This is a genomic window from Fischerella muscicola PCC 7414, assembly GCF_000317205.1.
GTDB classification, from domain to species: Bacteria; Cyanobacteriota; Cyanobacteriia; order Cyanobacteriales; family Nostocaceae; genus Fischerella; species Fischerella muscicola.
Window position 1 is genome coordinate 58,156 of the sequence record NZ_AJLK01000058.1, and the last position, 26,050, is coordinate 84,205.

Below are 26,050 nucleotides of genomic sequence, written 5' to 3' on the forward strand. Positions count from 1 at the left end.
TGCAAGACGATGCACACCGATGGATTTTCCATTAGCTATTAGCAATTGTTAGTGTCTCTTGCCTGCTCCTAAATATAATTCTCCTACTTTGGGGTCGTTTAATAATTCTTGACCGGGGCCTGTAATTGCATCGCGTCCAGATTCGAGTACGTAACCCCGATGGGCCATTTCTAAGGCTTTGCGAGCGTTTTGTTCTACTAGAACTATGGCTGTACCTCCTCGATTAATTTCTTGAATTTGTTCAAATACCTGAGTTACTAAAATCGGAGATAGGGCAGCGGAAGGCTCATCTAAAAGCAGTAGACTGGGTTCTAACATCAAAGCTTTGCCCATTGCCAACATCTGACGTTCGCCACCGGAGAGTGTACCAGCGCGTTGACGACGGCGATCGCGTAACCTGGGAAACATGGCAAATATTTTGTCTTTGAGTGGTTGAAGAGAAACATCGCGGACAAAAGCGCCCATTTCGAGATTTTCTTCTACTGTTAGGGAAGGAAAAACATTGGCGATTTGCGGTACGTAACACATCCCGCGCTGCACGATTTGGTTCGATTTTAATCCGGTGATGTTTTCTCCTTTAAAAGTGATTGTGCCTGTATGGGGTGTCAACAATCCAAAAATGGTTTTTGCTAAAGTCGATTTACCTGCACCGTTGGGGCCAATCACTGTCACTAATTCCCCAGGAGAAACGCGGAAATTTACACCTTGCAGAATATCGACATCTTTAATATATCCAGCGTGGACATTTTCAACTTCTAGTAAGTAATCAGTAGTCATTAGTTAGTTGTTTGTTGGTGGTTGGTGGTTGGTGGTTGGTGGTTGGTGGTTGGTGGTTGGTGGTTGTACCAGACGTGCCATGGCACGTCTGTACATTGGTTAGTGGTTAGTGATTAATAATATTAGTCAATAGTCAAGTTAAAAATAACTATTGACTCTTGACTATTGACTACATTGGCGTTTTTTGCAACTCAGGTCTTTCTTCTGGAACGATCGCACCTTCTACTGGGCAAACTTGGATACATATGCCGCAGTCAATACAGGTAGCAAAGTCAATCCAGTACCAATCAGTGCCTTTGATATTTTTGCCTGGGCCATCATGGATACAAGCAACTGGACAGGCGTCTACGCAATCCGCAACACCTTCACAAACATCAGTAACAATTGTGTGTGCCATAATTCCCCTCTTTTGGATCAAAATTGCTGTACTAAGTACAGATGTTTCTAGACTAACAAGCCTAGACTAACAACAATTAAGCTTCAAACCTCAACAGCCAAGCTTCAAGACTCAACACTCAAGCTTCAAGACTCAACAACCAAGCTTCAAACCTCAACAGCCAAGCTTCAAACCTCAACACTCAAGCTTCAAACCTCAACACTCAAGCTTCAAACCTCAACAGCCAAGCTTCAAGACTCAACAACCAAGCTTCAAACCTCAACAGCCAAGCTTCAAGACTCAACAACCAAGCTTCAAGACTCAACACTCAAGCTTCAAGACTCAACAACTAAGCTTCAAACCTCAACACTCAAGCTTCAAGCGTACCTTACCTTAACGAAGTAATACCAATTTGAAAAATGATTGCAACAGATGGAAATCTGAAACATTTACTGGATAAGTGCTTCATAATCCGTCTTGAAAAGCTTTGCTTTGAAGTTCCCTCCGTACTCTTCCCTTACCTTAAGCCACTACCCTGCCTTAAGCCGCTGTTGCGTCTACGTGTCTACAAACTTTTCGCAAAATCTAAAATCCAAAATCCAATTTAGGGTATAACGCACTATACTTTAATATTTATTGGCGGTGCGTTAGGCGTTCCGCCATAACGCTACTGGACTACTGGACTCTTTGTCCTCCTTATCCCCCATGTCTCCCCACTTCCCTCTAGGCTCGCAAACCAAAGTAGGTAAGAACTAATTCCGCCGTACCATTATTTACTATTTCGTGTGTTTCTGTTGGTTCTACGGCTACACAAGTTCCTGGTAATAAGGAATATTCTTGATTATTGATACGGATGATCCCTGAACCAGCCTCAACAAAAAATACTTCACACATATCATCGTGTGCGTGTGCTGAGGCTGTTTGTCCGGGGGCAAAACGTGCTTGGGAAAAGTTGGTTAAACCAGGCAATTCACCAAGCCGCAACATTACTTGTTTCTTGATTTCAGGATTATGTGAAACAGGCTCTTGTGGTATTTCGCTCAGGGATACAATTTTCATTCTGGTCTCAGGTCGTTAGATATTTCCACAATACCCCTAGTACCATCAATGCGTACTTTTTGACCATCCTGTAAAATCCAGGTAGCGTTTCGTACATCCATAATTGCCGGGATGCCATACTCACGAGCTAAGATAGCTCCGTGGGAAAGCCTACCACCAGCTTCCGAAATCAATCCTCCTGCTCTCACTAGTAGAGGCGCCCAACCAGAATCAGTATAAGGAACTACTAAAATTATTTCCTTGTCAATATCTGGGATTGATTGTAAATTTCGTAACACCTTCACCCGTCCTACTACTTGTCCGGGACTGGCGGGGATGCCTTGTAACGTGTGATCAGGAGACAGAGGAGCAATTCGCAGAGGTAAAGCCGGGGCAGTATTGCCGTAAACTAACAGTGGCACTGGATTAATTTGAGCATGTTCCGCAAGTTGCGATCGCCTCAATTTGATGATCTCAGGTAACTGCTCAACCAAATCTGTGTCAATCCCCTCAATCATACGCCGGATTTCTGCAAATTCTAGAAAAAAGATATCTCCAGTTTCGCTCAATAAACTTGAATTTAACCAAATCTGTTCCAATGCCACAAACGACCACCGCAAATGAGCTAATAATTGAGAATAAACTTCTGTGACTCGCCCTTTCAAATCCACACGCCGTTGGACAAAACCTTTATTTCTTTTTCCTTGGCGTTCTTGGCGTCTTGGCGGTTCATCTCCCTGCATGAACTGTACTAATAACTGCTTTACTGCTTGGGGTTCTTCCTTCCAAGTAGGAACGGCAATATCAGTCCCTACCTCACTCAAATAACCATAACGTTGCAGCAATTGTTCAAACTCAGCCAGAATTGCTTGTCCTGAGTCAGACTGGGACATCTCCTCAAACACAGTATTTGGTTTGAAACGTGGGAATTGCTGCTTGGCTTTGGCGGCTAATTCTTGCAGCGATCGCAATGCTGCTACTTCTGGTGTGAGGCTGTTATCTAATTTGCTGTCTTTGACTTTAAATATAGCTTGACGCATGGCTGCACTTAAGGGAGCCATAATACTGTAGAAGGTGGCGTGGTGCAGCAAATCTAAAATATAGTCAATTCTCGCTAACAGTTGCGGCGGATCTAGTTCCTCTGGTGATTCTGAAGACAAGCGCGATAAACCAGGGGAAAAATGCTTACGATAATCCCGCTTAAACTCCCTCTCTAACCATAACTCCCGCATTAACAACCGCAGCAGTCCAGGCAAATTTTCCAATGTAGAGTTTAACGGCGGTTTACTTAACTTCTCTCCCCGCGTTAAAAACTCGAGACTTTCCGGGGGTAGTCCCATACGCCGGAATATCTGTCCTAAGAGAGTGGCATTAAAATAAGCATGAGAATAATGCAATGTCGCTGTTTCATTGAAATTCAATCCTACAGCTTTTTCACCCAAGACCAGAGCAAAAATTGCTCCCCACACACCACAAGTTAAAGGACGATTAATCGACCATGTTAAGGGACGAATTAATCCAGGAATAACTTCGGCGGCGATTTTGCGTGTCCAGATTGGCAATAAGGTACTAATTGGACGAGTTTGTAGTACCCACAGAGTTTGGCCATCGTAACTCCATTCAATATCTTGGGGAACGCCGTGATAACGGTCTTCTAGACGTCGGGCTAAGTATGCTACTTGTTTAATTAATGCTGCTGGTACTCGTCCTTGTCCTTCTAGCTGAATCAGTGCTAAATTTTCTGTATCGACAACAAAAGCGCGGTATTGTTCTGGTGTCACACGTCCAGATACAACTTGAACAGCGCTTCCTGGTAAAGCTTCAATCACGACTGCATCCTGCTCTTGCGTCATGGGATCGCGACTAAACGCTACGCCAGAATACACTGATTGGACTTGTTGCTGAACCAGTACTGCGATCGCTGTATCTGTAACATTGCGATCGCGTCGGTATTGAACTGCTAGGGGTTCGTTGTAGGAAGCTTGGACTTTAGCGATCGCATTTTCCAAACCTTCTTTGGTGGTAACATTTAAAACAGTTTCGTACTGTCCTGCACCAGAAGCTTGTTCTGAGTCTTCACCAATCGCCGAAGAACGTACCACCAAAGGACATAATTCTGATGGTTGCAAGAAGTTAATCAACTGTTGGGGATCTTCATAAGGCATTAACACCCATCCCTTAGGCACAGGATAACCCCAGCGTTTGATTTGAGATAATTTTGCTGCCTTATTCCCCACAACCGCAGCATCTAATTCGTCGTCTAGAGAAAGAATACTTTGATCGCCGCGCAAAAACTGCAATACTGCTTGGGAATCGGGTTTTGCATCTTGAGGTGGAAGATTCAAGTCATCAGGTATTTGTTTGTAAATCCAGGCTAATAAAGCAGCCAACCCAGCAGCAGCGAGGATCAGAAATTGATCTTCCATATGCAAAATTCCCACAATGATCGGAACCATAATCAGAACTACGTATTTTGCTAATCGGCGATCGCGCAAAATCGTAAAGCTGACACCTGTAACTAAAAATATAAATCCTGCTGCGAGTGGATCGTGGACTGTAAATCCCCAGACAACGTTTGTAGTGCCTGCACCTCTACCCATCGAGTATCTGCCTATAACCAGAGCAATTAAAGCTACCAATTCCCAAGCCGAACCATCTGGAAAGTAAGCACGAGCAATCAAGACAGCGGCAATTCCTTTAGCAGCTTCTGATAAGACTGCTAAAATTCCTACAAATGTGCCACCGTGATAAAAAGCAGCCGATACTCCAATATTGCCAGTACCGACTTCCGCCAATTGCCGCCCTGTCAGAGTTTGCGTAATCCAGGCAATTAACGGTAATGCACCCAGTAATGGGCAGAAAATGACAATAACTAAGACACCCCAGAGTTCAAGCATTTTGGATTTTGGATTTTAGATTCCTCTTCAAATCTAAAATCTCAAATGTCAAAATTTTAGTATATGCTAGGACTTTTTCTTAATACTTCATGAAGGCAGGGGGCAGCTATGCTGAAGGCAGAAGTAAAGGATTAAAAAAAAATAAACAAAAAACGCCCTACAACAGCCGTAAATAAGTGCAAAGCGAAGACATATCAGCTTTTATTGGCGGGGCGAGTGTTACCCAAGGGATAGAACTGGTAACTATTAAAGTTGTGAGTCGTACAAATGAATGTTCTACTTTGTGGCTTAGTGTCTTGGTGGTATATAGACTATATTTTTGAACCACCAAGACTCCAAGACTCCAAGGAAAAAATAAGTTGATTTAGCTGAATAAATATACTCAATTGGCCTAATTCTTGTGCCGCTACTGAAATTAATTTACTGCATAGGCTGCTTGTAGTGCCCAAATAATCAGACCGGCGATCGCTCCCAAAAGTAGTACGGTGGAAATAGTGACTACTTTCGGGGAGTCTGCCCCATCAAATTTCATGATTCCTCGATTTAAATCGGACATAGGTTTGTAATCCTCCTCATAATTACAGGAATGGTTTGTCCGTCTCGATTGTAATCTTTCCGTTCGCAAATGATATGAGATGCTTAACTAATATTTTGTTTAAGCTTTGTAAATTCAGCATCACCAATATTACTTATATCAAAAGAAATACTAGCGGATATTATACAAATAATTACTTAATACTTAAAATAAAAAGTATAAGTTATAACAATAAAATTGTTGTTTATTGGTGAAAGATGGTTCTTTCTGCCAAACAATAAACATCAGCCAAGTACTAAATCATTGATGAGGCATTTACAGGTGAAAGAAATACTAGTAATAATTTTAACTTTAACATTGGGTTTGTTTGTGGCTATAGAAATAGGGATGCGATCGCTTTTTGGTTTTGGTAATCCTTTAACTTATATTACGGATGAGCAAATTGGCTATTTACTAGCTCCTAATCAGCGCACCTGTCGTTACGGCAATCGCATTGAAATTAATCAATACTCTATGCGAAGTGAAGCAATTGAGCAGACACCTTCCTCTTCTACGCTGCGGGTGTTGTTGTTAGGTGATTCAATTGTCAACGGTGGTTGGTGGACAGATCAGGATAATACTATTTCTAGCCTGATTCAAGATTCTTTAAGAGCAACAAATCTTAGTAATTACCAAAAAATTCAAGTATTAAATGCTTCAGCTAATTCCTGGGGACCCAGAAACGAATTAGCATATTTAGAGAAATTTGGTAGTTTTAACGCTCAGGTAGTAGTGTTATTAATTAATACCGATGATTTATTTGCTACTGCTCCGACATCTTTACCAGTAGGGCGCGATCGCAACTACCCAGATCGTAAACCGCCTTTAGCACTAGTGGAGGTGTTGCGAAATTATATTTTCAAGCCCCTGCTGATACCAGAACTAGAAGCAATACACAAAGAAGGTGGCGATCGCGTTGGTAGAAATTTGGAAGCAATTGGTAAAATTCAAGGATTAACGCGTCAAAGCAATAGCCAATTTCTACTCGTTATGACTCCCTTATTGCGCGAAATTGGTTCACCCGGTTCCCGCGATTATGAAATTAAAGCACGTCAACGTCTGAGTGAATTTACCAAAACTCAGCAAATAGCATATATAGATTTTTTACCGAAATTCAATACTACCAAAACCCAAAACTTTATATCACGATCACATCCATCTTAATCTAAAAGGAAATCAAATCGTCAGTGAAGTAATTAAGCAAAAGCTAATTGATATTTTGAAATTTTAAGAATTATGAATTATGAAGTAGGAGGGGACGGTTATTAATTATTAAACCTAATGGCTTACTGTTCACTGTTAACTATCAACTCTTAACTGATTGGTAAAGGAGTATGCATATTTCCATTAAGCAAGTGTGTCATGAGCGAAAAACTCTAGCACAATAATAGAACAAGATATAGCGAAAAGAATTTCAGCTGCTATCAACTCAATACTTGTGTGGTTTGGATGGAGTGAAACTTAAAACTCAACTTGCTCACTTGTAATTATTGCGAGGCGAATAATATGGACTTTAATATACTCCTAAGCCGATATGAAGCAGGAGAACGGGATTTTGTTGGTGTAAATCTCCATAAAGCAAACCTTCGTGAAGTAGATTTGAGTGGAGCAAATTTTTGTGGAGCAGATTTGAGTGGAGCAGATCTCAGCCAAGCTAATTTAAGCGGGTGTAATTTTAGTCGAGCAAATCTGACGGATGCAGATTTAACCAGAGCAGATTTGAACGGTGCAAATTTGAGCGAGATCAACTTGATTGGAGCAGACTTAATTAATGCTAATCTCGAGGGAACTAATTTAAGTCGTGCAGATTTGCGAGGTGCAAATTTAGTTAGAGCTAACTTAACGAGGGCAAATTTGAGTGAAGCAGAATTGAGTGGTGCGGATTTAAGTGGAGCTAATCTTAATCAAGCAAATTTGATTGAAACCAACTTGAATGAAGCAGAACTCAATGGTGTCAATATTACCGGAGCAACCGTAACTGAAAGAGAAATGAGTGGGGTAATTATGCACACTGGTTTATCCCATAAATGGATAACTTGGGCTGGTGGTTGCTGAGGCCTTTAAAAGGCTAAAGTTACTTCAAAGGGTAGGGTGTGTGATAGCTTCCGCCATAACGCACCCTACGAAATATTGGATAAATTTTTTTTAGTATTACCTTAGTAAAAAACTATAGACAAATTGATTTATATAAATTTTTTAAAAAGTTAGTCGGCTGGCTCAAACCAAAAAGATGAATATTTGTTAAGCTTAAGTCGCTCATCTTTAGGAGTTGTTTCAGCACGATGCACTGGTTATTATCTGGCCCTTTGAATGTAGAACAATTAACGGTCAATATAGCAGATTTACCAGCATCATTAAAGGGTACAAAGCTGGTGCAAATGTCAGATTTACATTATGATGGTCTACGGCTGTCAGAAAGGATGTTAGAAAAAGCGATCGCTATTAGTAATGAAGCAGAACCAGATTTAGTTGTACTAACTGGTGACTACATTACAGACGAGCCAACTCCTATTCACCAGCTAGTATTGCGACTCAAAAACTTACAAAGTCGCCTTGGGATTTATGCTGTACTCGGCAATCATGATTTACGCTATCGTAATTATGATTCAAAAACAGAAGTAACAAAGGCATTGACAAGTATCGGAATCAAAGTCCTTTGGAATGAAATTGCTTATCCTTTGGGAGAAGAACTACCTTTAGTAGGACTTGCTGAGTTTTGGTCACGGGAATTTGATCCTACATCCGTGATGAAACAATTAGATCCTACAAAACCTTGCATCGTTTTGTCGCATAATCCAGATACTGCCGAAATTCTAGAAAAATGGCGAGTAGATTTACAACTATCTGGTCATACTCATGGTGGTCAGATCATATTACCAGGTATTGGCCCAGTAGTAGTTTACTATAAAAAACTTATTTACAAAATACCCAGAAAAATCAGGCGATGGATACCATTTTTGCGAGGTAATCCGGCGAAAGTGATGCTACACTGGGAATGGGCACAAGGATTTCATCAAGTGGGAAAAAATCAGTTATACGTCAACCGGGGATTAGGAACTTACCCACCAGGACGCTTGTTTTGCCCACCAGAAGTAACTGTTATTACTCTAGAAAATTAGCCAAAACTAAACTACCGCTGGCTATGACCGAGCAACGTCATTAACTAGCGGTAGTTTATAAAAATCCTTATAAATTTATACGAGTCGAAATTCAGATAAAAATAACTCAACTAAAGTGGACAGAACTCGCAACTATACATCCTTCAGTCTAGGGCATCCTCAATCAATTCCAGCTAGGCAGGCATTCTTGGCTGTGCGTTCAAAAACCTCCAAAACAACTAAACGAACTCAAGGCGAAAACACATTCAAAGGATGCAAGGACTTTTGGATTGTTGCGATTAGACTAGAGCCGGAGGCACAAGCCCTAATCTAGAAGCTGTGGTTGAAGTTTTTAACTTATCTGTGCCTACTTTTTAAATTAGCATTACTTTTCTCAGCAAAAATATTTATTTTACCAAATGTGACTCGCAGTAATTTTTTGCAATAATTGACTACAGATTTTGATATTGTCAATAGTCTTTACTTCAATTTATATCATGTTCGATTAAATGCTTATATTATGCGAAACGCTATCAACTATGAAACTGAGTTAAAAATAAACCATAGAAATCTATGGTTTTCCGAAAAATATTGGTTAGATTCACACAAATCCAATATGTAATTTTTGTAGTACATTCAGCCTGTACACAAGCTTTCCTAAGTTCTGAGTTGCAAATAATTTTCTAAATCTTTAGTGCGTTGTTTAGTCAGTCGTTCCAAACATTGATTACGAAAGATTTCATAACCTGTCCCACCACGAGATTCATAGACTTCAAAATCACAGGTGTTGTCACGAAATACAATCCATGCTTGTTGTCCTTTAATAAGTTGTTGCTTTGGCTCTCTTTTAGTGATTGCAAGGACTTTTTGATAAACTTGATTTAGCTTTTTGTCTGCGGCTGCGTATGATTGTTGAGAACAATATCTCAGTTCTGGTGTCGCTGTTGCTTTAGAGCAGTCAATTGCTGGTTTTTGCGCGATCGCTTCAGTTGGTGTAGCTAAGCTAGGGATAACTAGGACTGATAAAAATGCGATCACACTCAGGATCAAGGCAATAAATAATCTCTTATACATACACTTTTAATGAAAAAATTCAAAATAATTCTTTGATGCTCAGACTAGCAACCTTAATATTAAGATGCTCGATCTACATTATTTTGGGTAATTTTATTGAATGAAAAGTCATAATAAATACTCTTATTGTTTCTACTAAACAGTATCTCCAAACTGTATCATTTTTGTCAATACATAAATAACATAGCCCCTCTCCATATGTTGGAGAGAGGCTATGGCTGAGGGACTTTTAAGATAATTGGTTAAGGTTAGAGGATTCGGTATAAATCTTGAGATATAGTTGAGCAAAATTGCTTTACCGCTCTATAACTATCTACTAAACCATGCCAGCCAATTCCGGAAACTTTCCAAAAATTTTTGAACAGATTCTTCAATTGTTCAAACTGGCTCACCATCTGGATTTCGCAGCCCTGCTTTCTAAACAAATATTTGCTAGAGTGCAAAGAAATGTAAATATTTTTCAGCATTGACACAAATCATTTGAAAATCGTAAACGCAAAGTTAAAAAAAGGTTATGTAGATGTAAAGTCAGGGAATAACAGAGGGACAGGACTTAATCTGAATTATTTTACTTTAGACAAATAAAAACAGCACTAAATCTCTTTTTTGTCATCAAATTTATAAAAATAGGCGTAATAAAGCCAAAATATATGCTCAAAACCACTCATTATGTCATAACACCTTCTGTGGAACGCTTACTAAAGCTTTGGGTAAGACGTTACATACCTGACTTATCTAATTTAACCTTATCTCAAGAAATATCAATCGCTTCATTAATGGAAACTGCTTCACCAGAAGGCAGAATACAAACTGCTGCTAGATTAAAAAATAACTTGTTAGATATCAACAGCCAGATGGCATGGCTACAAACAAAATCTCTGCACAATTATATTCCAAATCTTTTAGACTTTAACGAAGCGAAAAAAATAACAGAATCTGCGCTTACTGTTTATAAAGCTCTACTAGATATTTACCAAAAGCAGGCATTATATACTGCTGCATTAACAACAAAAAATTCCCAATTTTCACTTAAATTTGAGGATATTTTTGTTGCTGAATTCGGAATATTAACGATTAAGGAATTAGCATATAAAATGGAACCGACATTAATAAAATTTCAAGAGCAACACATGGCATGTAAAGACTGGTGTACGTTAGGGTTTATGACTACGCAATTAAAATTTACTAATAAATTAATTTTAAATCAAATTACACCTATTGAAAAAATACTGCTTAGTCCATACATTCATTTTATTGAAGAGCAAGTTGCAATTCCCTGGCAACGAGTATGTGCTGCTAGTGCCAAGCATGATATAGATTCACCAGTCTTTACTCTTGTAGAGCAAAAGCTACCTGCGGCTGAAGAAATTGCCAAAACTGTTTACTACAAACTAGTGGAATTATTTCCTAATCATTATAGTCGTAGTGGTTTATTAAGTACTCCTACTGTTGCACACTCAAGCATTCGTGACTTGAATATGTTCCAAGCTTACCTTTGGTTATGTGTGTTAGAAGAAAGCCTCATACCAATAGAACAAGAACTAGTAGATTTATGTGTAATGGTAATGGAGAAATTACAGGTGAAATGGAAAGTATTACAACAATGGAATCAAATATTAATAGATGAAATTATTAGTCGTGTAAAACCAGAACATCAAAAAATTTTGTTACCTTATACTCAAGGGATGATACAAGCTTTTGATAGGTAAAGTTTGTAGAGGATTTATTATAATACATAAAACTAGTGGCCTGTCTCATTAGTTATGATAGGTTGCAAGATCCCCGACTTCTTGAAGAAGTCGGGGATCTTGTAGCCCAGCAAAATTAATGCGATGAACCACTAATATATTGAGGCGATCGCAAACCTAGAAAAAGCAGAATTATCTATAGCAGAACAATTTATAGTTATGATTATTGCTCATGCTCAAATGGTTCTGGATCTTCTAATGGATTGATGTCCAAAAGCAGAGATTTACCCATCGCTTTACCCGCCTTAGGCACCCCTCTTTGCGAGTTCACCAGAGGGGCTTTTCTTGTGAGGTTAGGCACTAAAATACTTAGCTACCGGGTGGTAACAAATAATCGCCGTCGTAGACTGCTCCGGATACAACTGCTCACTCTCATCCATATACAGATTAATCCGTTCAGCCCCCAACAACTCCAACTGCTTGTACTGATCCTGAATATTCGGACACGCCGGATAGCCAAAACTGTACCTTGAGCCTCGATACCTCTGTGCCAACACATCCCGAATATTATCCGGTTCCTGGGCAGCAAAACCCAACTCCCGACGAATCCGTGCATGAGTCCACTCAGCCAAAGCCTCCGCCATCTGCACCGCCAAACCGTGGAAATACAAATAATCAGTATACTGATTATTCGCAAACAACTTCTGCGCGTACACCGTCGCCACTTCACCCACCGTCACCGCCTGCATCGGGAACACATCAATCACCCCCGACTCCTTCGGCGCAAAGAAATCAGCAATACACAGCCTCCTCAACGACTTCTGTCGAGGAAACTCAAAAGTTGCTCTTACCTCTGCGTCCTCTGCGTCTTGGCGGTTCCAATCATAAACATACAAACTATTCCCCTCAGCCTGACAAGGGAAATACCCATAAATCACCTGTGGCTGCAACAAATTCTCTGCAACAATCCGCTGCTTCCACTCCTCCAAAATCGGATACACCTTCTCATCCAAAAAAGCCTGATATTCCTCCTTAGATTGATCCTTCGGCTTGCGAAACTGCCACTGTCCCGCAATCAAAGCTTGCAAATCCAAATACCAGAAAACCTCTTCCCAACTTATATCACTCGGCTGCAACAACTTAGTTCCCCAGAAAGGCGGCGTGGGACGTGGGATATCTACCGCCACTGCTTCTGAACGCCTCGTGTCAACTTCTGTTGGTTCAACGGGTACTTTTGCTTCAACTTCTTCTCTTACCACAGGTTCCTTATGTCCATTTTGAGGTGCTTGGGCAAACTCACCCAAAAATCCCTGCAAATCATCCCACTTCCCAGAGGCTTTGGCTGGCATTAATTTGTCCATAAAGTGCAAATCTGAAAATGCATCCTTGCCATACACTACCTTACCTTTGTAAGTATTCTGGCAATCTTCATAAACAAACTTGGGAGTTAGCGCCGCACCCCCCAAAATTACAGGAACAGTAATTCCCTTCTCGTTAAATACCTCCAAATTTTCTTTCATGAAGGCAGTGGACTTGACCAACAACCCACTCATTGCAATACAATCAGCCTTGTGCTTCTCGTATGCTTCGATAATGCTTTCCACCGACTGCTTAATCCCCAGGTTAATAACTCTGTAACCGTTGTTGGACAGAATGATATCTACCAGGTTTTTACCAATATCGTGAACATCACCCTTGACTGTGGCAATAATAAATGTACCCTTGGCATTATCGCCAGCTTCTGATTTTTCCATGAACGGTTCAAGATAAGCCACCGCCGCTTTCATGGTTTCGGCTGACTGCAACACAAAAGGTAGCTGCATTTGTCCAGAACCGAACAACTCACCTACTACTTTCATCCCATCTAGCAAGAAGATATTAATAATATCCAAAGCCGGATATTTTTTTAACGCTTCGGCGAGTGCTGCATCCAAACCAATGCGTTCACCATCAATGATGTGACGCTTGAGACGTTCTTCAATCGGGAGACTTTCATCTACACCTTTGTCGCGTTTTGTTGTCACCCCTTCAAACATCTTGGTTAATTCCGCTAGGGGATCATAAACGCAGACATCACCCTCAAATTTGCGCTCATCGTAAATTAGCTGGCGACAGACTTGTTGATGCTTCTCCTCAATTTTTGCAAGTGGTAAAATCTTATTAGCGCTAACAATTGCCGCATCCATACCCGCCGCCATAGCCTCGTGTAAGAACATTGAGTTCAGTACTATCCGGGCTGCGGGACTCAGACCAAAGGAAATATTAGATACACCCAAAACTACATGACAACCAGGCAATTCCTGGCGGATGCGACGGATGGCTGCAATAGTGGCTTTGGCATTTTCTCGATCTTCTTCAATGCCCGTAGAAATTGGTAGAGCTAAAGTATCAAAGAATATTTCATGGGCTGGGATACCGTATTCCAAGGCTTGACGATAGGCGCGCTGAGCAATTTGGAATTTCTTGTCAGCAGTCCGTGCCATCCCCTCTTCATCGATAGTACCAATGACTACACCAGCACCGTACTTTTTCGCTAACTCCAACACTTTCAAGAAACGCGGTTCACCATCTTCGTAGTTGGTAGAGTTTAATAAACACTTACCACCTGCTACTTTTAAACCCGCTTCCATCTTTTCCCATTCCGTGGAGTCGAGCATCAAGGGAAGTGTCACATTGTTGACAATGCGCGAAACCAATTCGTGCATATCCCGGACACCATCACGTCCGACATAGTCAACGTTGATATCCAGAATGTGTGCGCCTTCTTTGACTTGCGCCCTCGCCATCGATACCAGTCCATCCCAATCTTCCGCGTTCAGCAATTCGCGGCATTTTTTAGAACCACTGGCGTTGATCCGTTCACCAATAATTAAGAAAGAATTGTCTTGTTCGTAAGGCTGAATACTATAAATTGATGCTGCGGCTGGTTCTAGCTTTGGTTCTCTAACTTTCGGCTTTAGTTCTTTGGCAATTTCTGCTAATTGTTGAATGTGTTCTGGACGTGTCCCACAGCAACCCCCAATTACTTGGACACCTAAGTCTTCAACAAAATGCATCAATGACATCCGCAATTCCATTGGTGTCAAGCGATAGTGTGCTTGTCCACCGACGTTTTCTGGTAAACCCGCGTTGGGAATACAAGAAACTACGAAAGGTGAATGTTCCGAAAGATACTTAATATGTGGTTTCATCAGGTCTGGCCCAGTCGCACAGTTCAGACCCAGAATATCTATTGGATAAGGCTCCAAAATAGTCAGTACAGCATTGATTTCCGTACCTACTAACATTGTCCCCATTGTTTCCATTGTCACAGAAACCATGAGAGGACGGCGATCGCCTTTTTTGGCAAAGACTTCTTCAATACCATTCAACGCTGCTTTGATTTGCAGCACATCCTGACAAGTCTCGACAATAAATAAATCGACACCTCCATCCCACAATGCCTCTGCTTGTTGGGCGAATGCGTCTTTCATCGTGTCAAAATCAATGTGTCCCAGAGTTGGCAATTTGGTTGTCGGCCCCATTGAACCAGCTACAAACCGGGGTTTTTCTGGAGTAGAAAATTCTGCGGCGACGCGCTTTGCCAGTTCGGCGGCAGTTTTGTTGAGGTAATATGCTTTGTCAGCCAGATCGTATTCTGCCAATACTATAGATGTACCGCCAAAAGTATCGGTTTCGATCACATCTGCACCCGCAGCCAGGAAATCGCGGTGAACCTTCGCCACAGCCTCAGGTTTGGTATGAACTAGGTATTCGTTGCAACCTTCATACTCAGGGCCACCGAAATCTTCAGCGACGAGATTTTGCCTTTGCAAATTAGTTCCCATCGCACCGTCGAAGACAATAACCGGGCGTTGGGGACTGTGCAAACGTTCTAAAAAGGGATGAGTCATATTTGCCAAAAGAAATTTGGTTACTCTCAATAATTCAACTTAATTTATTATTTGCCAAAATTTCTACTGTTTCAGGATAAGGTTTTGCTTGAAGAAGGCAGAGGGCAGATGGCAGAAGCAGAAAACTGAAAGGGTAAAATAGAAAAAAACTCTACTTCCCTCTGCGCTACCTCCGCGCCCCTCTGCGTTTAAATTTACGCAATGCTCTACTTGGATTACGCGATCGCATTTTAAAGCTAGAATAATCAGGTCGTGAAAGATATCTAATTAGTTACTGCCTGCTTCCCAACAATATATATGAACGCTACACAAGAACTATTAAAAGAAAAATTACAGCAAGCTTTGGTGACAGCTTTTGGTGCGGAGTTCGCCGGAGTAGATCCGGTGTTGGTTGCAGCCAGCAATCCTAAATTTGGTGATTATCAGGCGAATGTAGCTTTATCTTTAGCAAAGCGTTTAGGACAACAGCCAAGGGTGATCGCTCAAGCTATTGTTGATCAATTGGATGTATCTGATATTTGCAAACCACCGGAAGTTGCTGGGCCTGGTTTTATCAATCTCAAACTCACGACACAATACCTAGAAGCACAACTGGCGACGATGCAAGCAGATTCCAGATTGGGAGTTGCCAAAGCGAAAACGTCAAAGCGGGAAATTGTGGATTTTTCTAGTCCCAACATCGCCAAAGAAATGCACGTCGGACACCTGCGTTCCACAATTATCGGAGATAGCATTGCCCGAATTTTAGAATTTCGGGGTCATGACGTGCTGCGGTTGAATCATGTTGGTGATTGGGGAACGCAGTTTGGGATGTTAATTACATATCTGCGGGAAGTTTACCCAGAAGCCCTGACAACTGCTAATGCTTTAGATATTGGTGATTTAGTCACCTTTTATAAGCAAGCTAAAAAGCGGTTTGATGAAGATGAAGCTTTCCAAGAACAAGCACGCCAAGAAGTTGTCAAATTACAAGCAGGCGCAGCAGATACAATTCATGCGTGGAAATTGTTGTGTGAACAGTCAAGGGCAGAGTTTCAAGTTATTTACGACTTGTTAGATATTAAGGTGCAAGAACGGGGCGAGTCTTTTTACAATCCCTTACTGCCAAAAGTTGTAGAAGATTTAGAACAGGCTGGTTTACTGGTAGAAGATCAAGGGGCAAAATGCGTTTTCTTGGAAGGATTTACCAATAAAGAAGGTGAACCACTGCCTTTGATTGTACAAAAATCTGATGGTGGTTACAACTACGCAACCACAGATTTAGCTGCTATTCGCTACCGGATTCAAGAAGATCATGCCAAACGCATAATTTATGTTACAGATGCTGGACAAGCAAACCATTTTGCCCAAGTTTTTCAAGTAGTCCGTAAGGCGGGGTGGGTTCCCGATGATGTGGAACTTGTTCACGTTCCCTTCGGTTTGGTGCTGGGTGAAGATGGCAAGAAATTCAAAACCCGTTCTGGGGATACGGTACGGTTACGGGATTTACTAGATGAAGCGATCGCTCGAGCGCGTGCAGACCTAGAAAATAGACTAATACAAGAGGGACGACAAGAAACAGAAGAGTTCAAAGCAAACGTTGCCAAAGTAGTTGGGATCAGTGCGGTGAAGTATGCAGATTTGAGTCAAAACCGCACCAGCAACTATGTCTTTAGCTATGACAAAATGCTCTCCCTCAAAGGTAACACCGCACCCTACATGCTCTATGCTTACGTCCGTACCCAAGGAATTAGCCGCGAAGGTAACATAGATTTTGAAAATTTGGGTACAGATGCCAAAATTCTGTTACAAGAAGACACAGAATTAACTTTAGCAAAGCATTTGTTACAGCTTGATGAAATTATTAGTGATGTTGAGCAGGATTTATTGCCGAATCGGTTATGTGAATACTTGTATCAACTTAGTGATAAATTTAACAAATTCTACGAAAACTGTCCTGTTCTCAAATCAGAGGAACCAATCAGAACATCACGTTTAGCACTGTGTTATTTAACAGCAAGAACCTTGAAGTTGGGACTGTCTTTGTTAGGTATCCAGGTGTTGGAGCGGATGTAGCATCTGAAGTGGGACTTTGCTGAAAAATGAAATTTTACCTTCACATTTAGGTAAATTAAATTACGCAATTAAACTGGAAATACAGAGACACAACCATTAAATTTTAGTTAGGGGTAGAAATTAAATTCTAATTTTTACCCCAATTCGGTTTGGTTAATTTTTTGATTCCCTAGCTTTCTTGAAACCAGGGGAAATTGAACAGGTTACGTAAAGTCAAAGGTCAAGTTTTGACTTTTTACTTTTGACTTTGCCTTGAAAAATTCTAGGAGTCTGTTATGCGTCATCCTTTTGATTTAGATATTTCTGAGTTAGAAAAAATTGGTTTGTGCTTTGAAGAACTTAGCCATGAGCAAAGCGAAAAAGTTAGAGGTGGATATAACTACTTTCTTGCTCCTGAACTTGTTCCTCTAGGAGTTCAAAATATATTGACTACTTTAGCTCTCGGTGAAGAAGGTGGAGATGAGGGTAATCAGAATTCTGGTAGCACTACAACGAGAAAGGATTATGTATCCCCAGATGGGCGTACTAAGAGTAGTGAAGTTATAACAAATTCTTGGCGTTCTAATTTAGTGACAAGCTAGGTAAAAATGCTACTGAAAATACTGTTATTTTGACGATAAAGATAGAAGGTAAAACTCAGGAGTAGCATTTTTTATGCATAACTCCTGATTTTTATTGTTAAACCCCGTCCTTAAGGACGAGGTCTTTTCTTTTATGAAATTCCTAAGTTTCATCAAATAAAAAACCCCCTATTGGGGGTTGTGTCATCAGAGAGTGGAGTAAAAAGTAATACTCACAGTATATACAATAATCCGAATAAGATGATCCAAATCACGTCTACAAAGTGCCAATAAATTTCAGCAGCTTCAATGCCAAAGTGCTTTTCACTACTGTAGTGGCCCTTTCTGCGCGATCGCCACAGCACCGCTAAGATTGCTAAAACACCAATCGTCACGTGCAGTCCGTGGAAACCAGTCAAAACGTAAAATGCACTGGCAAATAAATTAGTAGTCAGACCAAATTCCAGGTGGAAGTATTCATACATCTGTCCCGCCAAGAAAATGATCCCCATCACAGCAGTGATGGCAAACCACATTTGCATACCCCGCACATCATTCTTTTTGATGGCGGTATCGGCATTGTGAATCACAAAACTGCTGGCAATTAGGTTAATGGTGTTGACTCCAGGAAGTAACAGTTCTAATTCTGGAGTACCTTCCGGCGGCCAAGCAGGCAATGTCGAACGGAAAGCTAGGTAGGCTCCGAACAAACCCATAAAAATCATCCCTTCGGCAATCAGAAACACAATTAGTCCAAACAGACGATAGTCATGATGTTCTTCGTGGTGAGCAGCTTCTGCTGTGTGGTGATAATTTAGGGCTGTTTTTGCTGGGTCAATAGTTTGACTCATGAATTTCTTAGGTATTGCGTTATTGAGGAAACTTCAAATTTTAGATGTTGGATTTTGGATTAAATCTAAAATCCAAAATCCAAAATCCAAAACCGTTAGCGTTCGCCTTTTTCAGCAGCGATAGATGGATAGGGTTCGTCAGGATCGGCGCGTAAGACGGAATTAGGGCCAGCAGATAAAGCTGGATCGGAACTAGATAAAGGTACACCTTCTTTAGCCCTTTCCAAACCGTAATCGTAAGGGCCAGTAGCTAATACAGGGGGTTTGTCGAAATTTTCAAATGCTGGTGGTGAAGTGGTCATCCACTCCAGAGTTAGGGCGTTCCAAGGATTGTTCCCAGCCTTGGGCCCATACATCCAACTCCAAATCACATTGACAATAAAAGGCAATGTGGAAACTGCCAGTATGTAAGAACCGTAGGTACAAATTTCGTTGAGCAAAGCAAACTTGGGATCATACTGGGCAATACGACGGTTCATCCCCATCATTCCCAGCTTGTGCATGGGCAAGAAGGTCATATTCAGACCAACAATTGTCAAGGCAAAATGAATTTTACCCCAAAATTCGTTGACCATTCGTCCCGTCATTTTTGGGAACCAGTGGTAGAAAGCGGCATAGATACCCAAAACACTACCACCGAACAGGACGTAATGCAGGTGGGCAACTACGAAATAGGTGTCGTGGACGTGGATATCAAAAGGCACAGCTGCCAACATTACACCACTGATACCACCGATAACGAAAGTACCCACAAAGCCCATTGCAAAGAGCATGGCACTGTTTAGGCGGATTTTGCCACCCCACATAGTTGCTAACCAACTAAAAATTTTGATACCAGTAGGCACGGCAATGATCATCGTCGTGATCATGAAAAACATCCGTAACCAACCGGGGATACCACTGGTGAACATGTGGTGCGCCCACACAATTAAACCCAGAAAGCTAATTGCCAAAGAAGAATAGGCGATCGCTTTATAACCAAAAATGGGTTTACGAGAGTGAACGGGGATCACTTCTGAAATCACCCCAAAGAAGGGCAAAATCATGATGTAAACCGCTGGGTGGGAGTAGAACCAGAACATGTGCTGGTAAACAACTGGATCACCACCGCCTGTGGGATTAAAAAATGTTGTGCCTACAAATAAGTCAAAGGCAAGCAGAATTAGCCCTGCTGCTAGCACAGGTGTAGACAACAACACCAACGCTGAAGTTGCCAACATCGCCCAGCAGAATAGGGGCATTTGATGGAACCCCATACCAGGGGTACGCATTTTCAGGAGGGTAACGAGGAAATTAATCGCCCCCAAAATTGAGGATGTACCCAACAGCAGGACGCTCATAATCCAGATTCCCTCACCCACCTGGCCTGTTACCAAACTCAAGGGAGGGTAAGAAGTCCAACCTGCATCCGGGGCATCGCCTACAGCTAAACTGGCAATTAGCATCAAACCGGCTGGGGGAATGATCCAAAAAGCCAGGGCATTGAGGCGAGGGAATGCCATATCTTTTGCCCCAATCATCAAGGGCATGACATAGTTAGCAAAACCCGCACCCGCAGGCACAATCCACAGGAAAATCATAATTGTGGCGTGCAGCGTAAACAAGCTGTTGTAGACTTCGGGAGTCACAAAATCTACTTCTGGGGTTCGGAGTTCGGTGCGTACCAAATCAGCCATCACCCCACCAATACAGTAGAAAATGAAGGTGGTGACTAGGTATTGAATACCAATGACTTTGTGATCAGTGTTAAAGGTAAAGTATTCCCACCATTTTCTGATCCCTGGTTCCTCAGCCTGAGCAGGGATATTAGCTGTTTCTTGTATTTGTGCTTGTGTCATAAGAATTGTTGTTTGTTGGTTGTTGGTCGTTGGTTGTTGATTGTTTGTTCTTCCCAAACAACTACCAACAATCAACCATGAACAAATAACTACTTGTGCAATTGATGTAACATTTCTGGCTGAATTCCCATATCTTGAGTGTATGGGGCAAGATATTGCGCTGGGGATAGTTCCGCAGGGTTGACAGCAACGGCCTGATTGAGAGTTTCAGCACTGGCAACCTGCTGTTCTTGTACCCACTTCTCAAAGGCTTCTGGTTTTTCTACTACTACTTGTGTCCTCATCGCACCATGATAGGGCCCACACAGTTCCGCACAAACTACAGCATAACTGCCCTCTGTTTTGGGTGTAAACCGAACCTCTGTTTGCCGACCGGGGATAACATCTTGCTTGAGGCGGAATTCCGGAACCCAGAAAGCATGGATGACATCATTTGCGGACATATTTAGTTTCACTTCCCGTCCGATGGGAACGTGCAATTCACCAGAGGTTATGCCTGTGTCTGGGTAGGTGAAAATGAAGGCATACTGTAAACCTGTGACGTTAACCACAAGTTCGGGTGGTTGGCCTTGCTTTTCCCGACTAGCACCAATTGTAGGAGCAACACTGCCGACACCCGGGGCGTCCTGCTTTTGAGGAATTTGATCAGCATTGCGGACTGCTGCTGTGGCTGGATCTTGCATCGCCTCATCAGATTTTTGCTGATTGAGGTTGGGTTGATCACTAGGAGGTGTATCGGTCAAAGTTGCTGCGATCGCTGCCCCTGGCATTTTCATGGCTTGGGGTGTTACAGGTGCATCGTGAATAGCATGGGGATCAAAGCCACCCATTTCATTGTAGACATCGAAACTGTAGACAGAGATACCAATGACAATAATCGCGGGGATCGCTGTCCAGAGAATTTCTAGCGGTACATTACCATGCACTGGCTGACCATCTGTGTCATCACCTGCACGTCGGCGATATTTAAAGGCACTGTATATTAAAACGCCTTCGACAATTAAAAATATACCTGTGGATACGGTCATCATTGCATTGAACAGACCATCCACTAAAACAGCTTCATCGGAAGCCTGGGTAGGCAACAAGCCATGATTTTGGCCATACCAGAGGCTGACCAGTGTCAGCACAATGCCGATAAGTAATGTCCAGATTGAACTTGGAATTTTCACGGTTAATAGGGTTAATGACTTTACTACTTGGACAGAACTGCTCACTTACTACGGTAGTCCAGCCTATAGGACATATAGTCCCAGAACGTAAAATCATTATTAATTTTTAAGCTGATTTTTCGATCATCAACAGAATGTATTGCTTAGATATGCCGGAGGATGGATGCCAATGACCAGAAAACTTTCCTAAAGCTAGAAGTATCTCCAGCTGTCTATTGCCTACAACTTGAAAAATACCTAAAGCTTAGGCACACAGTAACGAAGGTGCTTCACAGTATAAGTGAGAGCCGAACTTTTACCCCTGTTTCCATAAGCTAGGGTGGAGGTGTGGATTTTGGATTTTGGATTTTGCGAAAAGTTTGAGCGGAGGTTTCCTCCGTACTCTAACCTTGAAGCCGCTTCGCGTCTACGCGAAGCGTCCCGGAGGGAACCTCAAAGCTTTTCAAGACGGATTTTGGATTTTGGATTTTGAAATGGTTTCAATTATTGAAAAATCCTCCATTGAGAATCCAAGATTACCCAGCCTCTGAAGCTGGCCTGGATTAACTCTAAAATCCGCAATCTCAAATCTAAAATCAATAAGCAAACGTTTGAATTTGATGGCTCACGAAGAGCAACTCAAGGGTATCTTTCATGAGCGAATTTGTCTTAGAACAACAAAATGTAGCGGCAGTAGAACAGCAAAATCCCAAAGATCGAATTCGGCGCTGGGTGTGGAGAATGTGTGTAGCCACCTTGATGTTAATGGCGATCGGCAGCGCCACCCGCGTTATGAATGCAGGATTGGCTTGTCCAGACTGGCCTTTATGCTATGGTGAACTAGTACCAACCAAGCAAATGAATTTCCAGGTGTTTCTGGAATGGTTTCATAGATTGGATGCAGCATTAATTGGAGTCAGCGCGATCGCACTTGTGGGTGTATCTTGGTGGAATCGTCGCTGTCTACCCAAGTGGCTGCCTTGGGCATCTACATTCGCACTGTTTTTGATTATCTTCCAAGGCATCTTAGGTGGACTAACTGTTACGCAACTGTTGCGGTTTGATATTGTTACCGCTCACTTGGGAACAGCTTTAGTATTTTTCTCTACTTTACTGGCGATCGGTACTGCACTCACTCCCTACCAAGCAACCGGAACTGTGGGTAAGTTGCCTTGGGTAGGTTTAACCGCCACTATTTTGGTTTACGTACAGAGTCTTCTCGGTGCTTTAGTAGGTTCTCGCTGGGCTTTACACCAATGTTTTGCGGGTTATCAACTTTGTGATGTGATGTACAGCCACATTTTTGGCTTGATTCCGCCGACGGTGGCAATATTGACACTGGTTTTCATGGCTTGGCGTACACCAGCACTCCACCCAGCCCTACGCAAACTAGCAAATATGGCTGGTGGGTTATTGATTTTACAATTAATTGTGGGATTTGCCACTTTCAGGTTACATCTGCAAGTTGAGCCATTAACAGTATCTCACCAAGCTATAGGAGCGACCTTGCTAGGTATTTTGGTGGTGTTCACTGTTCTTTCTTTACGTGATTGGGTAGCAAATCGCAGTATTAATGCTGAATCAAACACTGAGACTGCCAATCCAATTCCGAATTAAATCAGTTAGAAGTTATCAGTTATCAATGATCACTGATGACTGATCATTGATAACTGATAACTGATACTCATGGCGGCAGCATACAAATTATTCAAGATTAAGGAAATAGTGCCAAGATGATTGAGACTAATGTCTCGAAGCAGCATGAATCATTTTTACAGGTTCTGCAAAGCTACTACCAGCTAACCAAACCCAGGATTATCCCGTTACTCTTAATTACAACAGCTGGCAGTATGTGGATCGCAGCAAAGGGACAAGTAGACCCGATGCTATTGTTAGTCACTCTCTCTGGTGGCACTTTAGCTGCTGCTAGCGCCCAGACAATTAACTGTATTTATGACCGGGATATAGATTATGAGATGGAGCGTACCCGTCATCGTCCCATCCCTTCTGGGAGAATACAGTCGCGTGATGCTCTGATTTTTGCGATCGCTCTTGCTGTTATTTCCTTTAGCCTATTGTCAGTATTTGCCAACTTGCTAGCTGCTTTGCTAGCAATGGCTGGCATAATTTTCTATGTGTTAATTTATACTCATTGGCTAAAGCGTCACAGCACCCTCAATATCGTCATTGGTGGGGCAGCAGGAGCAATCCCCACACTGGTAGGTTGGGCGGCTGTTACTGGTAATCTCAGCTGGACAGCATGGTTATTATTTGCAATTGTCTTTTTGTGGACACCGCCCCACTTCTGGGCTTTAGCCTTGATGATTCGGGAAGATTACGCAAAAGTAGGTGTACCAATGCTACCAGTAGTGGCAGGTAATCCAGCAACTGTACAACAGATTTGGTGGTATACCCTGATCACAGTCGCAGCCACACTAATGCTAGTTTATCCCTTGCAGCAAACAGGATTTGTTTATGGTGCGATCGCATTATATTTAGGCGGAGTATTCATTTACAAAGCTTGGCAATTGCTGCGTGATCCAAGCGATCGAAATTTAGCAAGAGGATTATTTCTCTATTCCATTTCTTACATGATGCTATTGTGTCTGGCTATGGTAGTTGATAGTCTTCCTCTTACCCATCATGCAATCAGTTTTGTAGTCAGTCAGTTGCATTTGGTGTGAAAGTTAACTGACTGGAATTAAACCGGGTTTTTTTGAAAAACCCGGTTTTTTAAATTATTTAATTGCAGAAAGAGCGCGTCCACACACACCAGCAGCTATACCAGCCGAAGCCGTTAAAGAAGGTTGATTCTTAACAACACCAAGAATAGCTGCTAAGAAAAGAGCAAAAAAAGCACTCAACGCCATTTGACGTAAAATACTCATCTTGAATCCTCTAGCGAGATTTTAATAGGGCTGACACTAATTCAATTATCCAATAATTTTGTTTATAAAAAGAAAAATGAATTATAGAAATATTCTCGTTACCAGGTTCAACCTGATAACGAGGGTTTCAAGGCTTCGCATCCTGATACTACAAACTAGTGCAACTTGTCAGTCTTTAGTCTTTGTAACAATCGTAGCATTTATAGCATTTGTATTTCTTTTTGTATTTGTCTTCGTCTTTGTCTTTCCCTTTGCCTTTTTTGTTTTGACCACCAATAATTTGACTAGAGTCAACAGATTCAATGTGATTCAGATCAGAAACAATCATGAGTTTCTCCTGGAAATTAATTAATGGTTATTGCTGTGATTGCAAGGATATCTGAAAAGTGCTGACCTACAATTTCTTAGCACCGATTGTGATTAAACTTTGACTTCTCAAAAATCCTCTTAGCCTCACTTACAAAATCAGGTGAACGATAACCTTAGTACCCTAATTTAGGTATTAGTTATCGAACATTAGTCACGGTTTAACAGATTCTAGCTGAACCTACGTAATCTATTCTTTTTCTCACTTAATAGGTGATTAACGTTGGGCAGCTTGTTTGACTGCTTCGGGTACTTCGCTACGACCAATTAGATCACATGCTTTGATACCAGTTATAGTCCTTGTAGTTAGTTACAAAAGACTACTTTTTCGTTACCAGGTTAAACCTGGTAACGAGGGTTCAGAGGCTATCGCATCCTAATACTACAAACTAGTGCAAGTTACCAATATTTGTGCTTGTAATGGCCGTAGTGTTTGTATCCTCTGCCTTTGAATCCGTAGTATCCTCCGTAGTATTTGCCTCTTCCGTAGTAGCCTTTCCAGTGACCACCAGTAATTTGACTAGAGTCAGCAGATTCGATGTGATTCAGATCAGAAATAATCATGAGTTTCTCCTGGGAATTAATTAATGGTAATTGCTGTGATTGCAAGGATATCTGAAAAGTGCTGAGTTACAATTTCTTAGCAGCGATTGTGATTAAACTTTGACTTCTCAAAAATCCTTTTAGCTTCGCTTACAAAATCAGGAGAGCGATAACCTTAATACCTAATTTATGTGTCTGCTATCAGAGATTCATATGTCTAAAGGTATAACCTACATCTGTCAAAAGTAGTTCTCTATCTCTAATATTTGACTATGAAATATTTATCTATAAACTTGGAAATTCTAATTTTAAAAATCAATTTATTATCTGTTTTTTTGAAATCAATTGTGATGTTAAAATATGTATTTTTTTAGCGCAATATT

At 41.5% G+C, this 26,050-nt stretch carries 20 protein-coding genes and 1 pseudogene; 8 read left to right on the forward strand and 13 right to left on the reverse strand.

Annotated elements, in window-relative coordinates:
* Positions 1-48: 48 nt before the first annotated feature.
* The 5 genes from UYI_RS0108300 to UYI_RS37965 all read right to left on the reverse strand — a co-directional run bounded on the left by UYI_RS0108300 (position 49) and on the right by UYI_RS37965 (position 5,644).
* Entirely contained in the window at positions 49-777 is a 729-nt protein-coding gene (locus UYI_RS0108300; RefSeq protein WP_016866214.1) for an ABC transporter ATP-binding protein, read from the reverse strand.
* Positions 778-946: 169 nt separating this feature from the next.
* Positions 947-1,174 carry an indolepyruvate ferredoxin oxidoreductase subunit alpha gene (locus UYI_RS0108305; RefSeq protein ID WP_016866215.1) on the reverse strand — a complete coding sequence of 76 codons (228 nt, stop codon included), beginning with the start codon at positions 1,172-1,174 and terminating at the stop codon, positions 947-949.
* A gap of 702 nt (positions 1,175-1,876) precedes the next feature.
* Positions 1,877-2,212, reverse strand: coding sequence for a cupin domain-containing protein (locus UYI_RS0108310; protein WP_016866216.1), 336 nt, complete (start codon positions 2,210-2,212; stop codon positions 1,877-1,879).
* The gene (locus UYI_RS0108315) at positions 2,209-5,088 is read right to left on the reverse strand and encodes a glycerol-3-phosphate acyltransferase (RefSeq protein WP_016866217.1); all 2,880 of its coding nucleotides are present in this window, start codon (positions 5,086-5,088) and stop codon (positions 2,209-2,211) included. Before UYI_RS0108315 ends, UYI_RS0108310 begins: the two co-directional genes overlap by 4 nt.
* A gap of 415 nt (positions 5,089-5,503) precedes the next feature.
* Positions 5,504-5,644 (reverse strand): hypothetical protein, encoded by a 141-nt coding sequence (locus UYI_RS37965; RefSeq protein WP_016866218.1) that lies wholly within the window; start codon positions 5,642-5,644, stop codon positions 5,504-5,506.
* Between the two features lie 300 nt (positions 5,645-5,944).
* Here UYI_RS37965 and UYI_RS32240 point away from each other — a divergent pair.
* From UYI_RS32240 to UYI_RS0108335, 3 genes and pseudogenes are all read left to right on the forward strand, one after another.
* Positions 5,945-6,893 (forward strand): annotated as a pseudogene (locus UYI_RS32240) (SGNH/GDSL hydrolase family protein).
* A 275-nt stretch (positions 6,894-7,168) separates the two neighbouring features.
* Positions 7,169-7,717, forward strand: coding sequence for a pentapeptide repeat-containing protein (locus UYI_RS0108330; protein ID WP_016866219.1), 549 nt, complete (start codon positions 7,169-7,171; stop codon positions 7,715-7,717).
* A gap of 227 nt (positions 7,718-7,944) precedes the next feature.
* Complete coding sequence (locus UYI_RS0108335) at positions 7,945-8,781, forward strand: metallophosphoesterase (protein ID WP_016866220.1); 837 nt, start codon at positions 7,945-7,947, stop codon at positions 8,779-8,781.
* Positions 8,782-9,417: 636 nt separating this feature from the next.
* On the opposite strand, the gene UYI_RS0108340 is transcribed toward UYI_RS0108335, so the two are convergent.
* Complete coding sequence (locus UYI_RS0108340; protein WP_016866221.1) at positions 9,418-9,834, reverse strand: lysozyme inhibitor LprI family protein; 417 nt, start codon at positions 9,832-9,834, stop codon at positions 9,418-9,420.
* Positions 9,835-10,484: 650 nt separating this feature from the next.
* Here UYI_RS0108340 and UYI_RS0108350 point away from each other — a divergent pair.
* Positions 10,485-11,543, forward strand: coding sequence for a hypothetical protein (locus tag UYI_RS0108350; RefSeq protein WP_016866223.1), 1,059 nt, complete (start codon positions 10,485-10,487; stop codon positions 11,541-11,543).
* Positions 11,544-11,875: 332 nt separating this feature from the next.
* On the opposite strand, the gene metH is transcribed toward UYI_RS0108350, so the two are convergent.
* Entirely contained in the window at positions 11,876-15,415 is a 3,540-nt protein-coding gene (gene metH, locus UYI_RS0108360) for a methionine synthase (RefSeq protein ID WP_016866225.1), read from the reverse strand.
* A gap of 297 nt (positions 15,416-15,712) precedes the next feature.
* On the opposite strand from metH, the gene argS reads away from it, so the two are divergent.
* Both argS and UYI_RS0108370 read left to right on the forward strand, forming a co-directional pair.
* Positions 15,713-17,470 (forward strand): arginine--tRNA ligase, encoded by a 1,758-nt coding sequence (argS, locus tag UYI_RS0108365; RefSeq protein WP_016866226.1) that lies wholly within the window; start codon positions 15,713-15,715, stop codon positions 17,468-17,470.
* 275 nt (positions 17,471-17,745) lie between these two features.
* Positions 17,746-18,051 carry a hypothetical protein gene (locus tag UYI_RS0108370; protein ID WP_016866227.1) on the forward strand — a complete coding sequence of 102 codons (306 nt, stop codon included), beginning with the start codon at positions 17,746-17,748 and terminating at the stop codon, positions 18,049-18,051.
* 212 nt (positions 18,052-18,263) lie between these two features.
* Here the strand turns inward: UYI_RS0108370 and UYI_RS0108375 are convergent, their stop codons facing one another.
* From UYI_RS0108375 to UYI_RS0108385, 3 genes are all read right to left on the reverse strand, one after another.
* Entirely contained in the window at positions 18,264-18,881 is a 618-nt protein-coding gene (locus UYI_RS0108375; protein ID WP_016866228.1) for a cytochrome c oxidase subunit 3, read from the reverse strand.
* Positions 18,882-18,976: 95 nt separating this feature from the next.
* On the reverse strand, positions 18,977-20,719 hold the full coding sequence (ctaD, locus tag UYI_RS0108380) for a cytochrome c oxidase subunit I (protein ID WP_026085826.1): 1,743 nt from the start codon (positions 20,717-20,719) through the stop codon (positions 18,977-18,979).
* A gap of 89 nt (positions 20,720-20,808) precedes the next feature.
* A complete protein-coding gene (locus UYI_RS0108385; RefSeq protein ID WP_016866230.1) occupies positions 20,809-21,891 on the reverse strand; it encodes a cytochrome c oxidase subunit II in 1,083 nt (360 codons plus the stop codon).
* A 633-nt stretch (positions 21,892-22,524) separates the two neighbouring features.
* Here UYI_RS0108385 and UYI_RS0108390 point away from each other — a divergent pair.
* Together UYI_RS0108390 and UYI_RS0108395 are read left to right on the forward strand one after the other, a co-directional pair.
* Positions 22,525-23,487 carry a COX15/CtaA family protein gene (locus UYI_RS0108390; RefSeq protein WP_016866231.1) on the forward strand — a complete coding sequence of 321 codons (963 nt, stop codon included), beginning with the start codon at positions 22,525-22,527 and terminating at the stop codon, positions 23,485-23,487.
* Between the two features lie 116 nt (positions 23,488-23,603).
* Entirely contained in the window at positions 23,604-24,554 is a 951-nt protein-coding gene (locus UYI_RS0108395) for a heme o synthase (protein WP_016866232.1), read from the forward strand.
* Positions 24,555-24,608: 54 nt separating this feature from the next.
* Here the strand turns inward: UYI_RS0108395 and UYI_RS37970 are convergent, their stop codons facing one another.
* The 3 genes from UYI_RS37970 to UYI_RS36660 form a co-directional block, all read right to left on the reverse strand.
* The gene (locus UYI_RS37970; protein ID WP_009455060.1) at positions 24,609-24,758 is read right to left on the reverse strand and encodes a hypothetical protein; all 150 of its coding nucleotides are present in this window, start codon (positions 24,756-24,758) and stop codon (positions 24,609-24,611) included.
* A 175-nt stretch (positions 24,759-24,933) separates the two neighbouring features.
* Positions 24,934-25,086 (reverse strand): hypothetical protein, encoded by a 153-nt coding sequence (locus UYI_RS37975; protein WP_016866233.1) that lies wholly within the window; start codon positions 25,084-25,086, stop codon positions 24,934-24,936.
* A gap of 437 nt (positions 25,087-25,523) precedes the next feature.
* Positions 25,524-25,688, reverse strand: coding sequence for a hypothetical protein (locus UYI_RS36660; protein ID WP_157226316.1), 165 nt, complete (start codon positions 25,686-25,688; stop codon positions 25,524-25,526).
* Positions 25,689-26,050 lie beyond the last annotated feature (362 nt).